Source organism: Pandoraea nosoerga (assembly GCF_902459585.1).
GTDB lineage: Bacteria > Pseudomonadota > Gammaproteobacteria > Burkholderiales > Burkholderiaceae > Pandoraea > Pandoraea nosoerga.
This window is the reverse complement of sequence record NZ_CABPSC010000002.1, coordinates 124,853-138,967: the sequence shown is the minus strand read 5'-3', so window position 1 is coordinate 138,967 and position 14,115 is coordinate 124,853. Positions and strand designations below refer to the sequence as shown.

Annotated in this window: 13 protein-coding genes; 4 read left to right on the top strand and 9 right to left on the bottom strand. The window is 68.0% G+C overall.

Going from position 1 to position 14,115, the window contains the following annotated elements:
- Nucleotides 1–15: 15 nt before the first annotated feature.
- Nucleotides 16–321 (top strand): DUF4936 family protein, encoded by a 306-nt coding sequence (locus tag PNO31109_RS03610; protein ID WP_150554284.1) that lies wholly within the window; start codon nucleotides 16–18, stop codon nucleotides 319–321.
- Nucleotides 312–1,190, top strand: coding sequence for an NRDE family protein (locus tag PNO31109_RS03605; RefSeq protein ID WP_150554283.1), 879 nt, complete (start codon nucleotides 312–314; stop codon nucleotides 1,188–1,190). Before PNO31109_RS03610 ends, PNO31109_RS03605 begins: the two co-directional genes overlap by 10 nt.
- A gap of 60 nt (nucleotides 1,191–1,250) precedes the next feature.
- Here the strand turns inward: PNO31109_RS03605 and PNO31109_RS03600 are convergent, their stop codons facing one another.
- The 9 genes from PNO31109_RS03600 to PNO31109_RS03560 form a co-directional block, all read right to left on the bottom strand.
- Nucleotides 1,251–2,246 (bottom strand): NADP-dependent oxidoreductase, encoded by a 996-nt coding sequence (locus tag PNO31109_RS03600; protein ID WP_150554282.1) that lies wholly within the window; start codon nucleotides 2,244–2,246, stop codon nucleotides 1,251–1,253.
- Nucleotides 2,247–2,272: 26 nt separating this feature from the next.
- Complete coding sequence (locus tag PNO31109_RS03595) at nucleotides 2,273–2,713, bottom strand: PaaI family thioesterase (protein ID WP_150554281.1); 441 nt, start codon at nucleotides 2,711–2,713, stop codon at nucleotides 2,273–2,275.
- 163 nt (nucleotides 2,714–2,876) lie between these two features.
- On the bottom strand, nucleotides 2,877–3,482 hold the full coding sequence (gene pncA, locus PNO31109_RS03590) for a bifunctional nicotinamidase/pyrazinamidase (RefSeq protein ID WP_150554280.1): 606 nt from the start codon (nucleotides 3,480–3,482) through the stop codon (nucleotides 2,877–2,879).
- Nucleotides 3,483–3,575: 93 nt separating this feature from the next.
- On the bottom strand, nucleotides 3,576–5,672 hold the full coding sequence (locus PNO31109_RS03585; protein ID WP_150554279.1) for a 3-hydroxyacyl-CoA dehydrogenase NAD-binding domain-containing protein: 2,097 nt from the start codon (nucleotides 5,670–5,672) through the stop codon (nucleotides 3,576–3,578).
- A gap of 100 nt (nucleotides 5,673–5,772) precedes the next feature.
- The gene (locus PNO31109_RS03580) at nucleotides 5,773–6,507 is read right to left on the bottom strand and encodes an ABC transporter ATP-binding protein (RefSeq protein WP_150554278.1); all 735 of its coding nucleotides are present in this window, start codon (nucleotides 6,505–6,507) and stop codon (nucleotides 5,773–5,775) included.
- Nucleotides 6,500–7,231, bottom strand: a complete 732-nt coding sequence (locus PNO31109_RS03575; protein WP_241013853.1) for an ABC transporter ATP-binding protein — start codon at nucleotides 7,229–7,231, stop codon at nucleotides 6,500–6,502. The genes PNO31109_RS03580 and PNO31109_RS03575 overlap by 8 nt, the downstream gene beginning before the upstream one ends.
- A gap of 86 nt (nucleotides 7,232–7,317) precedes the next feature.
- Nucleotides 7,318–8,670, bottom strand: a complete 1,353-nt coding sequence (locus tag PNO31109_RS03570) for a branched-chain amino acid ABC transporter permease (RefSeq protein WP_244958120.1) — start codon at nucleotides 8,668–8,670, stop codon at nucleotides 7,318–7,320.
- Complete coding sequence (locus tag PNO31109_RS03565) at nucleotides 8,670–9,659, bottom strand: branched-chain amino acid ABC transporter permease (protein WP_150554277.1); 990 nt, start codon at nucleotides 9,657–9,659, stop codon at nucleotides 8,670–8,672. Before PNO31109_RS03565 ends, PNO31109_RS03570 begins: the two co-directional genes overlap by 1 nt.
- A 270-nt stretch (nucleotides 9,660–9,929) precedes the next feature.
- Nucleotides 9,930–11,558: a 3-(methylthio)propionyl-CoA ligase gene (locus PNO31109_RS03560; RefSeq protein ID WP_150554276.1), complete on the bottom strand. Its 1,629-nt coding sequence runs from the start codon at nucleotides 11,556–11,558 to the stop codon at nucleotides 9,930–9,932.
- Between the two features lie 362 nt (nucleotides 11,559–11,920).
- On the opposite strand from PNO31109_RS03560, the gene PNO31109_RS03555 reads away from it, so the two are divergent.
- Both PNO31109_RS03555 and msrB read left to right on the top strand, forming a co-directional pair.
- Nucleotides 11,921–13,438 carry a protein adenylyltransferase SelO gene (locus PNO31109_RS03555; RefSeq protein ID WP_150554275.1) on the top strand — a complete coding sequence of 506 codons (1,518 nt, stop codon included), beginning with the start codon at nucleotides 11,921–11,923 and terminating at the stop codon, nucleotides 13,436–13,438.
- A gap of 124 nt (nucleotides 13,439–13,562) precedes the next feature.
- Nucleotides 13,563–13,985 (top strand): peptide-methionine (R)-S-oxide reductase MsrB, encoded by a 423-nt coding sequence (gene msrB, locus PNO31109_RS03550; RefSeq protein WP_150554274.1) that lies wholly within the window; start codon nucleotides 13,563–13,565, stop codon nucleotides 13,983–13,985.
- The last annotated feature ends 130 nt before the right edge of the window (nucleotides 13,986–14,115 follow it).

Genomic DNA, 14,115 nt, shown 5'->3' with positions numbered 1-14,115 from the left:
CCCGCTCGCCTGCCGATGGACTGTTACGTCTACTACCGCGTCCCGTCTTGCCACGCGGCAGCCGCGCGACAGGCCGTCGCGCGGTGCTTCGCCTTGGTGGCCGAGCGCTTCGGCGTTGGCGGGCGCCTGCAGTGGCGCGCCGATGCATCGGCCAACGATGCCGCCGCAGGCGCCCTCACGTGGATGGAGCGATACGACGGCGTGGACGCAGCGTTCGTGACGGCGCTGCCCGAACTGGCCCGCGAATGCGGACTCGCGGCGCTCATCGAGGGCGGCCTTCACATCGAGTGCTTTGTCGACGCCCCGAGCCCATGTGCCTGATCGTTTTCTCCTGGCGGCCTGACGCTGCCACGCCGCTGGTGCTGCTCGCCAATCGCGACGAATTCTTCGAGCGCCCCGCCGAACCCATGCACTGGTGGCGCGACCGGCGCGACGTGCTCGCCGGGCGCGACCTTCGCGGCGGCGGCACCTGGATGGGCGTCAATCGCGCCGGGCGCTTCGCCGCGCTGACCAACTTCCGTGACGGCCGCGCGCCGATGGCGCCGAAGGATGCACCGTCGCGCGGCCTGCTCGTCTGCGCCATGCTCGACGCCACGCCGTTCGACGACGATCTTACACGTGTGGAGCGGCACGCTCACGAATACGCGGGATTCAATTTGCTCACCGGAGATCTGCCCGCCGGTAAGCTGTTCTGGCTCGGGAATCGGGATACGGCGGCGAGGGCGGCATTGGCCGAGTTGCCGGAATCCGGGAGGCCCGTCACGCGCGCGAACGGTGCGCCGCAGGCCGCCGCGTGCGTGAGACCCATGGCGCACGCGATCGCCCCGGGCGTCCATGGCCTGTCGAACGCGCTGCTCGATACGCCATGGCCGAAGCTGGTGAGCCGACGCGACGCACTGGCCGACGCGCTCGGCCACGACGCCGACGACCTCGCGCTGCTCGGCCTCATGCGCGACACCACCGAAGCGCTCGACGATGCGCTGCCCAGGACGGGTGTGCCGCCCGCCTGGGAAAAGAAACTCTCGGCCGCGTTCATCACCTCACCCGCTTACGGCACGCGGTGCACGACGTTGCTTCGGTATCACCGCAACGGCGTGATCGAGCTTACCGAATCGACCGTCGCGCCCGGCCAGCGCCCCGACGAACTGCGCGACCTGCAACGCTATCGCTTCGAGGCCACGCCAATCTGACGCGGGCCGGGGTGCGCGCCGCCGCGCCCTGGCGCGCCGCAGGTACGCGAGCGCGGCCCGTCACACCAACCTGACGATCTGCTTGCCGAAATTCTCGCCTCTGAGCAGGCCAAGGAACGCCGCCGGCGCGTTCTCGATGCCCTGCGCCATCGTCTCGCGGTATCGCAGCTCACCCGCGGCGATCGCGTCGGCCAACTCCGTCAGCGCCTGCGGCCAGACATCCATATGCTCGGTGACGATGAAACCCTCGAGGCGCACGCGGTTCGTCAGGAGCAGCGCCGGGTGCTTCAGCGCAATCGGATCGCCGTTGTAGCCGGCGATCATGCCGCACAGCGCGATGCGCGAGTGAGCGTTCAGGTGCATGAGGACGGCGTCGAGCACCGCACCGCCCACATTCTCGAAATATCCGTCGATGCCGTCGGGCGCCGCGTCGCGCAGCGCCTCGTCGAGATGACCCGCCTTGTAGTCGATGCACGCGTCGAAGCCCAGCGTCTCGACGACATACGCGCACTTGTGCTCGCCGCCCGCGATGCCGACAACCCGGCATCCCGCGCGCTTGGCCAGTTGCCCGACCACGCTGCCGACGGCGCCCGAGGCCGCGCTGACCGCCACCGTCTCGCCCGCCTTCGGTGCGATGATGCGCTTCAGGCCGTACCACGCCGTGACGCCCGGCATGCCCGCGGCGCCCAGATAGGCGCTCATTGGCACGCGCGCCACGTCGATTCGCCGCAGATTCGAGCCGTCCGAAATGCCGTACTCCTGCCAGCCGAACATGGCCGTGACGGCGTCGCCCGGCTGCCAGTCCGGATGCCGCGACTCGATCACCTCGCCGGCGGTCGCGCCGATCATTACCGTGTCGAGCGGCTGAGGCGGCGCGTAAGACTTCGTGTCGTTCATGCGACCGCGCATGTAGGGATCGAGCGACAGATAGAAATTGCGCACGAGCACCTGACCTTCGCCCAACTCGGGCAATTCGGGCGCCGCCAGATGGAAGTTCTCGAGCGTGGGTTCGCCCTTGGGGCGTGAGACCAGAAGAATCTGGCGGTTGATCGTCATGGCATTCCTCCGTTGGGAGCTTCGGATCAGTCGCCGCGCGGATCGTCGGGACGACGCTGCTGACGAATGTCGCGCCCCACCGCGAGACGACGCAAATACTTGAAAGTGCCCATCGCCTTGGCCACCAGCTTGCCCTCGGCATCGCGCACCTCGCCTTCACAATAGGCCATTGTCGTGGACCGATGCAGCAGGCGCCCGAACGCGCGCATCTCTCCCGCGCCCGGCTGCATGAAGCTCGTCTTCATCTCGATCGTGACAACGCCCGTGCCCTGCGGCGCCGTACTCCGACAGGCGGTGCTCAGCGCCACGTCGAGCAACGCCATCGTCACGCCGCCGTGCATCACTTCCCAGCTATTGAGATGCTGCGGTGCGAGTGCAAGCCGCAACTCCGACTCGCCGCCCTCGGCGCGCAGCAGTTCGATGCCGAGGTGATCGATGAAGCCCGACCGGATCGAGAGCGCCGTCATTGCGCGCCCCGGCCGTAGTGCCCTGCCTGGTAAAACGTTTTCATCATTCCGCCGTTTGTCAAAGGCACACGCCCCTAGCGGGGGCGTACCGAATTGTCATTGGACCCACGGGCCTTGCCGCCCGTCGGCGCACACCGCATGCGGCTCTTGCGCCGATGCGCCGTCACTCGCGCGCCACGCCTGCTGCTGCGAGCGACGCCCATGCCGCCGCGAGCGAGCCATCGAGGTCGATGGCCCGGCACGCATGTTCGATTACGCAAACGTCGAAGCCCGCCGCCTTCGCGTCGAGCGCGCTCCAGGCGACGCAGAAATCGGTCGCCAGCCCCACGCAATGCACGCGCCTCACGCCCTTGTCGCGTAGGTAACCGGCGAGCCCCGTGGGCGTCTTGCGGTCCGCCTCCACGAACGCGGAGTAACTATCGACGTGGGCCTGATAGCCCTTGCGCACGACCGCCTGGGCATGCGGTGCGTGCAGCGCCGCATGCAGCGCCGCGCCGTGTGTGCCCTGCACGCAGTGCGCGGGCCAGAGCACCTGCTCGCCGTATGGCAGCCGAATCGTCTCGAACGCCTGGCGTCCCGCGTGGTTTTCGGCGAAGGAGACGTGATCCGAAGGATGCCAGTCCTGCGTGAGCACGACGTGCGCAAACGTACTGGCGAGCGCGTTGATCGCCGGCACCACTTCGTCACCGCGCGGCACCGCCAACGCGCCGCCGGGCATGAAGTCGTTTTGCACGTCGATCACGAGCAGCACCTCGTCCATCGGTTTCATCCCATCGTCCTCACGTCGTTCTCATGCCTTCATCGGCGTCGCCGCTCGTCATCGTTACGGCCTCGTTGCGACTTCATTACGGTCGTCCGACCGTCACCCATTGAACCGCTTGCCGGCGTCGGCCAGTTCGACCAGGCGCGCCGCGGGCGCCCAGTCCTCGCCGTGTTCGGCCTTCTCGAACTCGCGCACCCGCGCGAGCACCCTGTCCAGCCCGACCATATCGGCGTAGAGCATGGGGCCGCCGCGCCACAGCGGGAACCCATAGCCATTCAGATAGACCATGTCGATGTCGGATGCGCGCGCCGCCGTGCCGTCGGCGAGCACCTTGGCGCCCTCGTTGACCAGCGCGTACACGAGCCGATCCACGATTTCCTCGTCCGAAAACGTGCGGGCCGTAATACCATGCTCGCGGCGATAGTCCTCGACCATCTGCGCCACCTTGGCCGACTCGCGCGGCGTGCGATCCCCCTGCGCATAGTCGTACCATCCGGCGTGCGTCTTTTGCCCGTAACGGCCCGCCTCGCACAGCACGTCGGCGATCTTCGGGTACGCAATGCCGGGATGCTCGGCATGACGGCGCTTGCGAATCGCCCAGCTCACGTCGTTGCCCGTCAGATCGCTCGTGCGGAACGGCCCCATCGCGAAGCCGAAGCGCTCGATGGCGGCGTCGACCTGCGCGGGCGTGGCGCCCTGCTCGACCATCCACTGCGATTGCTTGAAATACGGCTCGAGCATGCGGTTGCCGATGAATCCGTCGCACACGCGCGCCACCACGGCGAGCTTGCCAATGCGCTTGGCCAGTTTCATGACCGTGGCGAGCACGTCCTTGCCCGTATTCGCCCCGCGCACGACCTCGAGCAGGCGCATGACGTTGGCCGGGCTGAAGAAGTGCATGCCGATCACGTCCTGCGGACGCGACGTGGTCTGCGCCAGTGCATCGAGGTCGAGCGTGGAAGTATTCGACGCCAGAATGGCCCCTGCCTTCGCCACCTTGTCGAGCTCGCGGAACACCACCTGCTTGACGGCCATGTCCTCGAACACCGCTTCGACGATCAGATCGGCGTCGGCCACCGAGGCGAAATCCGTACTGCCCCGAATACGCGCCAGACGCTTGTCCGCTTCCTCGGCGCTCAGCTTGCCGCGCGTGACGGCACGCCCGTAGTTGCCGCGCATCGCCTCGACGCCGCGCGAGAGCGCCGCCTCGGTCGTGTCGACCAGCGTCACCGGCAGCCCCGCATTCGCGAACGTCATGGCGATGCCGCCGCCCATGGTCCCTGCGCCGATCACCGCAACGCGCTCGATAGTGCGCACCGGCGTATCGTCGGGCACGTCGGCGATCTTGGCGGCCGCGCGCTCGCCGAGGAACGCATGCCGCAGCGCCTTCGACTCCGGCGAGCTGACCAGCGCCACGAAACATTCGCGCTCGAACTTCACACCTTCGTCGAACGGACGCCGCAGCGCCGCCTCCACGGCCGCCACGCACTTATGCGGGGCCGGGAAATGCGGCTGCTCGCGCTGCACCTTTTCGCGTGCCGCCTCGATGGCGGCCTTCGCCGAGCCGTCGGCATCCTCGATGGCCGCGTCGCGCAAACGCGGGAGTGCGCCGCCCCGCGCCGCCATGTCGTTGGCAAACGCGATCGCGCCCTCGCGCAAATCGTCATGGCTGCCTTCGAACATCTTCGCAAACAACGTGCCGGCGAGCGCTTCGGACTTCACGACACGGCCGGTGACGACCATGTCGAGCGCACGGGCAACGCCGACGGCGCGCGGCAGACGCTGCGTGCCGCCCGCGCCGGGCAGGAGCCCCAGCTTCACTTCGGGCAACGCGATCTGCGCGCCCGGGAGTGCCACGCGGTAGTGGCACGCGAGCGCGAGTTCGAGCCCGCCGCCCATGGCGACGGCATGCACCGCGGCGACGACCGGCTTCTTGCAGGCATCGAGCGCCGCGATGACGTCAACCAGCAGCGGACTCTGCGTGGCCTTCGGTGTGTTGAATTCACGGATGTCGGCGCCACCGGAAAATGCCTTGCCGCCGCCGATCAAAACGATGGCGCGCACCTGCGGGTCGGCCTGCGCCCGCGTCAGGCCTTCGGCAATGCCGGCGCGCGTGGCGTGTCCCAGCCCGTTGACCGGCGGATTTTCCAGCGTAATGACGGCCACGCCGTCCCGAACCTCGTATGCCGTGCTCATCGTTGTCTCTATCCTGATACTTGTTTGCGTCGTTGCGGGAGCCGCGAACGTGCAGAACGTACAGAACGCGGCAGGACGATCGTTCGATTCTAGCGCAGCCCTACACCTCGAGCCATTCGCGGCGAATGCCCTCGGCCGCCGCCAGCGCTTGCGGCGCGCCTTCGAACACCAATGTGCCGCGCCCCATGACGGCGACCCGTTGCGCACAGCCAAGCGCAAGCGTGAGCTTCTGTTCGATGAGCAGGATTGCCACGCCCGTGGCGCGCAAATCGGTCAGGATGCGGCCAATGCGCGCGACGACGCGCGGCGCCAGCCCTTCGGTCGGTTCATCGACGATCAGCAGCCCCGGGCCGGCCATCATGGCCCGGCACAGCGAGAGCAATTGCTGCTCGCCGCCGGACAGCGCACCGGCCGGCGTATCCCGACGCGGCGCAAGCTCCTCGAAACGCTCGAACGCCTGCGAGAGCGTGAGCGTGTCGCCGACGCCCGGCGCGGGCGCCGTGGGCAACGATATCGCCGGCACCCTTGCGCCGCGCTGCCCGAGCAGCAGATTCTGCGCGACGGTCAGCGGGCCGAAAACGTCGCGCGTCTCGGGCACGTAGCCGATACCCAGGCGCGCAATCTCGTGCGGGGCGAGCGCGCTCAGCGACCGACCGTGCCAGCGAATTTCGCCCTGGCGCGGCAGTTGCCCCATGATGGCGCGTGCCAGCGTGGAGCGCCCCGCGCCGTTGCGGCCGAGCAGCGCCACGATCTCGCCCGGCGCCACGCGCATCGTCACGCCGTGAAGCACGCGGCTGCCGCCGTAACCCGCGCGAACGTCGATCAGCTCAAGCATTGCGCGCCTCGCGCGCACCGGCGTCGTCCAGCGCATCCGCGTACTCACCGAGATAGGCCATGCGCACGTCCGGATGCTCGCGAATCCGGGCCGGCGAGTCACACGCAATGACCGTTCCCCGCGCAAGCACCGCGATGCGGTCCGCCAGCGAGAACACCACTTTCATGTCGTGTTCGATCATCAACAGCGAGCGGCCGCGACTGAGCGCCGCGATCAGCGCGACCATGCGCGCCGACTCCGACTGGCTCATGCCGGCCGTCGGCTCGTCGAGCAGCATCACGCTGCCTGCCGACGCCGCGCACAGGCCGACCTCGAGCACGCGCTGCTCCGCATAGCTGAGGGCCCCAGCCGGCACGTCGCGCCGGTCCTCAAGCCCGAGGCGCGCGAGCCACCCCTCGCTGCGGCGCGTGACGTCCGCGAGACCGCGCATGCGGCGCCAGAACGTGTACCGATGCCCGTCGGGCCACAACGCGGCGCAACGCAGATGATCGATGACGCTCATCTGGCCGAACAATTGCGACGTCTGAAAGCTGCGCGACAGTCCGAGGCGGCTGATCCGGTGGGGGGCGCACCGGGTGATGTCGCGCCCGCCCATCAATACGCGTCCGCCGTCGGCGCGCGTCCTGCCCGTGATGACGTCGAACAACGTGCTCTTGCCTGCGCCGTTCGGCCCGATGATCGCCAGACGCTCGCCCGGCGCGAGCGCGAGATCGACGCCGTTCAACACCCGGGTTCGTCCGAATGACTTGCGCACGCCGCGCACGCTGAGGGCTTGCCCGGGCAACGGCGCGGCGCCGGCATCACGCCGCCTCACCGCGTCATCTCCGTCATCTCCCTCATCTCCGCCATCTCCGCCATCTCCGCCATTCCCGCCATGCCCACCATTCCCGCGCTTGCTGCCATCCCGGCCATCCCCGCGCGCGTTGCCGCCATGCGCAGGCGCCGCCACCCTCGCACGAGCACGGCCAAGCCCACGGCCGCTGCGGCCGCCGCGCAAGCCCACATGGCCAGACCCGGCAGGCCGTGCGCACTGCCTGCCGTCCAGGGCCCGGCGCTATCCGCCAGACGCGACGCATAAGTCATTTCAACGATGGCCGTCAGACCGCCCGCGAAGAGCAAGAGCCCCATACCGAGCACCGAATACGGCAGCCACAACGCACGCACCAGACCCGCACGCCACGCACGAACGTGTAGCGCGACGAGTCCGGCGACCCCGCCCGGCGCGAACCTCACCACCGCGAGAAAGGCCAGCCCCAGGTACAACTGCCACGCCCGCGTGATCGTGGCGAGCACCACCGTCACGAATACGCCGAGGACTGCGCCCAGCATCGGTCCCGCAAAATAGGCCGTGCCGCCCAGGACGGTGAACACCAGCACGGTTCCGGAACGCTCCAGACTGAACGCGTCTGCGCTGACCAGTTCGAAGTTGAGCGCACCGAGCGCGCCTGCCACGCCGGCAAACGCCGCCGCGATGATTTGCATGCGGTAACGCACGGCAGCGGGCGACTGACCGAGAAACGCCACCCGCCCCGCGTTGTCGCGCACGGCGCGCGCCAGAAATCCCAACGGCGTTCGCGTCACGCCATACATCGCCGCCGTACAGAAGAAGAGCCACATCGCCACGAGGCCGTACACCTCGCGTTGCGTTGCGAACGTCACACCGAGCCAGGGCGCGCCGAGTGTGCGGTCGGTCGGAATGCCGCGCTCGCCGCCGAACCATGCCGGCACCATCGCGGCCACCACCCACACCAGTTCGGCAACGCCGAGCGTGATCATGGCGAACGTCATGCCGGCGCGACGCGTCGTCACGTAGCCGAGCGTCGCGCCCGCGAGCCCGGCCGCCAGGCCGCCCGCGAGCGGCACGACAGCCATCGACACGGGCCACGCGTGCAGGCCGATCCCGTTCATGCACCACACGCCCGCATAAGCGCCAACGCCCGCATACGTGGCATGGCAAAAGCTCAGCAGCCCCGTGGATCCGAGCAACAGATTGAACGAAAGCGCGAGAATGGCGGCCGTGCCCATCTGCGTCATCACCGTGAGCGCGGCGTTGGACGGAAAACACAATGGCGCGACCACGAGCAGCGCCGCAAACGCGAGCCACAGGCTCGCGCGCGCACGCCACGGCCCGAATGCCAGACGAACGGAGGCGGCCCGACGCATCAGCCCTCCCGCACGCCGAAGAGGCCGCGCGGACGCCACAGCAGCACCGCCACCATCAGCAGGTACGGCACCGCCGGCGCAAGCTGCGCCACCGTCAACTGCGCAAGCGGCGCCATCAGGTCTGTCACGGCGGCCCAGCGGCCTTCGCCCCCGGTGTCCGGTCCGCCGCCGATCGCACCGCCCCACCACGACGCGAGGCTCGCATCGCTCGTGACCGCCCACGTCTGCAACACGCCGATGAGCAGCGACGCCACGAACGCGCCGCCGAGCGAACCGAGCCCGCCTACGACGACGACCACGAAAATCACGCTGCCCACGGTCGCCGCCATGCCGGGCTCGGTCACCAGCACATTGCCGCCGGCCGCACCGGCCAGTGCCGCGAGCGCCGCCCCGCAGGCGAACACGCCCGTGTAGAGCGCCGGGACGTCATATCCGAGCGCCTGCGTCATGGCCGGCTGCGACAGGGCGGCCTGCACGATGAGTCCGGCACGCGTCATGCGAAACGCTGCCCAGACCAGCAGCGCGATCGCACACGCAAGCCCCATCAGAAACAACCGGTAAGCCGGCACCGCAATGCCGGCCACAGGGACGAGCACGCCCTCGAACGCGTCCGGCACGCCGTATTCCACCGGCCCGCGTCCCCAGGCAAGCTGGACGAGTTCCACCACCACATACGCCAGCCCGAACGTGGCCAGCAGCTCGGCGAGCGCGCCGCGCGAGCGCAGACGCCGCAATACGCCGCGCTCGAACACCGCACCGAGCGCACCGACGACGAGCGGCGCCACCGCGAGCGCCGCCCAGAAGCCGATCGCCCCCGACAGCGCATAGGCGAAGTACGCCCCGAGCATGTAGAAGCTGGCATGCGCGAAATTGAGCACGCCGAGCATGCTGAAGATCAGCGTCAAACCGCTCGAGAGCATGAACAGCAGCAAGCCGTAGCTCGCGCCGTTCACCAACACGAGGCCGGCGGTGGCACTCAGCAGATGCACTGCGTCTCCTTCGGAAAGCCAGGGAAAGACGCGGCGCGAACCGCCGCGTCCGGGGAAATCCAGCGTGACATTATAAGGGGCGCGTGCGATCGGAATCGACCGCGAAATCAACCGCGAACTCGATTGCGAACTCGACCGGAACGACCCGCGAAACCGCGCCGTTGCTGTATTTCGGACCGACGCGCTCGTCGCGTCGGACGATTCCGAGCGCCCGATCGGTCAGCCGCCCCACCGTCCCCCCGCCACTCCAGCGCCCACCATGCGCCGCATTCAGGACGGCACCTGATAATCGCGGAACCGTTCGCGCAGCTTGAGCTTGAGCATCTTGCCCGTTGCAGTGTGCGGAATCTCCTCGACGAAAACCACGTCGTCGGGGATCCACCACTTCACCACTCGCCCCTCGTAGAACGCGAGCACCGCTTCGCGCGTGAGCGACGAACCGGGTTTGCGCACGACGACAAGCAGCGGCCGCTCTTCCCACTTCGGATGCCGGATGGCTATGCAGGCCGCTTCGTGAATCTCGGGATGCGCCATGGCGATGTTCTCGACGTCGATCGAGCTGATCCACTCGCCGCCGGACTTGATCACGTCCTTGCTGCGGTCGGTGATCTGCACGTAACCCTCCGGGTCGATCGTGGCCACGTCGCCCGTGGGGAACCAGCCGTCCACCAGCGGCGACGCCGCCGTGCGGAAATAGCGGTCGATCACCCACGGTCCGCGGGCATACAGATCCCCGAATGCCTTGCCGTCCCACGGCAGTTCCTCGGCGTCGGGCCCGACGATCTTCAGATCGACGCCATAGATGGCAGTGCCCTGCTTCTCCAGGATGCGCTGCTGCGCCTCGGGCGGCAGATCGCGATGATGCTTGCGCAGATGGCACAGCGTGCCGAGCGGCGACATCTCGCTCATGCCCCAGGCATGGATGACGCGCACGCCGTAGTCCTTCTCGAAGGTCTGCAGCATGGCGGGCGGGCACGCCGAGCCGCCGATCACGGTGCGCTCGAGCGTGGAAAAGCGAGCCCCGATCGACTTGACATGCGCCAGCAAGCCGAGCCACACCGTCGGCACGCCGGCGGAAAACGTCACGCCTTCCGCTTCGAACAATTCGTAGAGCGACTTCCCGTCAAGATCCTTGCCGGGGAAAACAAGCTTGGCGCCGACCAGCGCGCTCGAATACGGCAGCCCCCACGCATTGACGTGAAACATCGGCACGACCGGCAGCACGGCGTCGCGCGCGGACATCGCCATGGCGTCGGGCAACGACGCGCCAAACGCGTGCAGCACCGTCGAGCGATGGCTGTAGAGCACGCCCTTGGGGTTGCCTGTCGTGCCCGAGGTGTAGCACAGGCCCGAGGCCGTGTTCTCGTCGAGCGACGGCCAGGCGAACTCGCCGTCTTCCGCGGCGAGCAGGTCGTCATAGCACAGCAGGCGCAGCGTCGAATCCGGCAGATGCGCCCGGTCGGTCATCGCAATCCAGCCCTGCACCGTCGGGCACTGCGGTGCGATCGTCTCGACAAGCGGCAGAAAGTTGATGTCGAACGCGACGAACCTGTCTTCCGCGTGGTTGACGATGTACGCGATCTGCTCGGGAAACAGCCGCGGGTTGATCGTGTGCACCACGCTGCCCATGCCGGACACGGCGTAATACAGCTCGAGATGGCGATACCCGTTCCACGCCAGCGTGCCCACCCGCTCGCCGTCGCCCACGCCCAGCCGGCGCAGCGCCTGCGCGAGCCGGCGGGCGCGCAGTTCCGCGTCGCGCCATGTGTAGCGGTGGATGTCGCCCTCGACGCGGCGCGACACGATTTCCGTGTCGCCATGGTGACGGGCAGCGTGCGTGATCAGCGAGGAAATCGATAGCGGCGCGGCCATCATCTGACCGAGGAGCGGTGTTGCCATGCGTCGAATCTCCAGAAAAGTCGGGAATACCGGAACTACGGGGATACGTCGAAAACGGCTATCGAGACAGGCTATCGAGAACGACTATCGAAAACGGATGGCGTCGGCCAACATGGACTCACGCGTGCATCGGACCCGGGTCTCGCGCGGGCGGGGCACCTTCGGCGGCGTCCATGCGGCCTGCGGATCATTCTTGACGCGGGCGGGCGCCGGGTCAACGCCCATCGCTTGTGCGGCGCAACAGTCGCGCGAGCGAAGCGCCCGCGGCGAGATGCGCTGTCATCATAGGCGAGCCGGCAGCACCGGCAGCGCACTACGGACACCTCAAGTAGAATGTTTGTTCACCCTCAGGAACGTCCCCAATGCCGGCATCTGACCGCCCCGACGCTGTGTCCCCTTCGCTCAAGCCCTTCGGACCGCTGCCGCTCGCGAACCGGTTTGCCGGGCTCGGCGCCGAGTTCTACACGCGACTCTCCCCGCAGCCGCTGCCCGACCCCTACCTGGTCGGGTTCTCTGCCGACGCCGCGCGCCTGCTCGGGTGGTCCCCCGACGCCGCGCGCGACCCCCGGTTCGTCGCGACGTTTGCGGGCAACACCCCGCTGCCGGGCGGCGATCCGCTCGCGAGCGTCTATTCGGGCCATCAGTTCGGCGTATGGGCCGGCCAGCTCGGCGACGGCCGCGCGCTGCTGCTCGGCGAGGCCGACGGCCCGGGCGGGCGCTGGGAGATCCAGCTCAAGGGCAGCGGGCTCACGCCCTATTCGCGCATGGGCGACGGACGCGCCGTGCTGCGCTCGTCGATCCGCGAATTTCTGGGCTCCGAGGCGATGTTCCATCTCGGCGTGCCGACCACGCGCGCACTGTGCGTGATCGGCTCCGACGCGCCGGTACGCCGCGAGACGATCGAGACGGCCGCCGTCGTCACGCGCCTGTCGCCGAGCTTCATCCGCTTCGGGCATTTCGAGCATTTCTGGGCCAACGATCGGCACGACGCGTTGCGCCAGCTTGCCGACTTCACCATCGATCACCACTATCCGCACTGCCGCGACCAGGCAAACCCATACCTGGCGCTGCTTGGCGAAGTATGCGATGCGACGGCCGAGCTGGTGGCGCATTGGCAGGCCGTGGGCTTCTGCCACGGCGTCATGAACACGGACAACATGTCGATCCTGGGTCTTACGATCGACTACGGCCCGTTCGGCTTCCTCGACGGATTCAACGCGCATCACGTCTGCAACCACTCGGATACGCAGGGACGCTATGCGTACCAGGCACAGCCGAACGTGGCGTACTGGAACCTGTTCTGTCTCGCGCAGGCGCTGCTGCCGCTCTTCGGCGAGGGCGAGGCCGCCATCGAGAAGGCGCAGTCGGTGTTGCCGCTCTTCAAGACGCGCTTTGCCGAAGAGATCGACCTGCGCATGCGCGCCAAGCTCGGCTTGCGCGAGTCGCACGCCGACGACGAGACGCTCATCAACGGCTTGTTCCGGTTGATGCACGAGGGGCGGGTCGACTTCACGCGCCTGTTTCGGACGCTGGCAGCGCTGGAGCTCGAGAACCCCGCAGCGGATGCGCGCATTCGCGACATGTTCATCGACCGCGAGGGCTTCGATGCATGGGCGGCGAACTATCGGGCGCGCCTGCGGCACGAAGGCAGCACCGACGCGAAGCGCGCGGTGGCCATGCGCCTGGTCAATCCGAAATACGTGCTGCGCAACCATCTGGCCGAGATCGCCATCCGGCAGGCCCGCGAGAAAGATTTCTCCGAAGTCGACACGCTCCTTCGCGTGCTCTCGCGCCCTTACGACGAGCAGCCGGAATTCGAGCGCTACGCCGATCTGCCGCCCGACTGGGCCGGACAGCTCGAAGTGAGCTGCTCGTCCTGAGCGGCCGGCGCGGAAGACCGGCCGGGCATTGCAAAAACGGCGCCGCGCCCCCATCTGCGACAGGTCCGAAAGACATTCGACGCGCGTCGGCCACCCACATGCCGGCGCCCATCAGGAGACTCTCATGAGCAAAGTGGAAAAATCCGATGCCGACTGGCGCGCCCAACTCGACGACGTCGAGTACCAGGTCACCCGCCACGCCGCCACCGAACGCGCCTTCACCGGCCGATACTGGGACCACTGGAAGGACGGCACGTATCGCTGCGTGTGCTGCGGCGCGCCGCTGTTCGAGTCCACCGAGAAGTTCGACGCGGGTTGTGGCTGGCCGAGCTATTCGAAGCCGATCGACAAGGCGAGCATCGACGAGGTGATGGACTACAGCCACGGCATGGTGCGCGTGGAAGTGCGCTGCCACAACTGCGACGCTCATCTGGGCCACGTGTTCGAAGACGGTCCGCAACCCACCGGCCTGCGTTACTGCATCAACTCGGCGTCGCTCAACTTCGAGGACAGGGACGGCGCGTCCGACAAGCCAGGGGACGCCTGAACCAGGCCCGCCCACCCCAATCGTGACCAATGCGGCCGCCTGACGGCCACTTGGCGGCCACTCGGCGGCCACTCGGCGGCCACACCTCGGCCCCCCGCCCTGGAATCCGCTCATTTCTTGTGCCAGATCA

Excerpts from the sequence above, each read along its gene's own strand:
- PNO31109_RS03610 (WP_150554284.1), top strand. The coding sequence starts at position 16 with ATGGACTGTTACGTCTACTACCGCGTCCCGTCTTGCCACGCGGCAGCC.
- PNO31109_RS03605 (WP_150554283.1), top strand. The coding sequence starts at position 312 with ATGTGCCTGATCGTTTTCTCCTGGCGGCCTGACGCTGCCACGCCGCTG.
- PNO31109_RS03600 (WP_150554282.1), bottom strand. The coding sequence starts at position 2,246 with ATGACGATCAACCGCCAGATTCTTCTGGTCTCACGCCCCAAGGGCGAA.
- PNO31109_RS03595 (WP_150554281.1), bottom strand. The coding sequence starts at position 2,713 with ATGACGGCGCTCTCGATCCGGTCGGGCTTCATCGATCACCTCGGCATC.
- pncA (WP_150554280.1), bottom strand. The coding sequence starts at position 3,482 with ATGAAACCGATGGACGAGGTGCTGCTCGTGATCGACGTGCAAAACGAC.
- PNO31109_RS03585 (WP_150554279.1), bottom strand. The coding sequence starts at position 5,672 with ATGAGCACGGCATACGAGGTTCGGGACGGCGTGGCCGTCATTACGCTG.
- PNO31109_RS03580 (WP_150554278.1), bottom strand. The coding sequence starts at position 6,507 with ATGCTTGAGCTGATCGACGTTCGCGCGGGTTACGGCGGCAGCCGCGTG.
- PNO31109_RS03570 (WP_244958120.1), bottom strand. The coding sequence starts at position 8,670 with ATGCGTCGGGCCGCCTCCGTTCGTCTGGCATTCGGGCCGTGGCGTGCG.
- PNO31109_RS03560 (WP_150554276.1), bottom strand. The coding sequence starts at position 11,558 with ATGGCAACACCGCTCCTCGGTCAGATGATGGCCGCGCCGCTATCGATT.
- PNO31109_RS03555 (WP_150554275.1), top strand. The coding sequence starts at position 11,921 with ATGCCGGCATCTGACCGCCCCGACGCTGTGTCCCCTTCGCTCAAGCCC.
- msrB (WP_150554274.1), top strand. The coding sequence starts at position 13,563 with ATGAGCAAAGTGGAAAAATCCGATGCCGACTGGCGCGCCCAACTCGAC.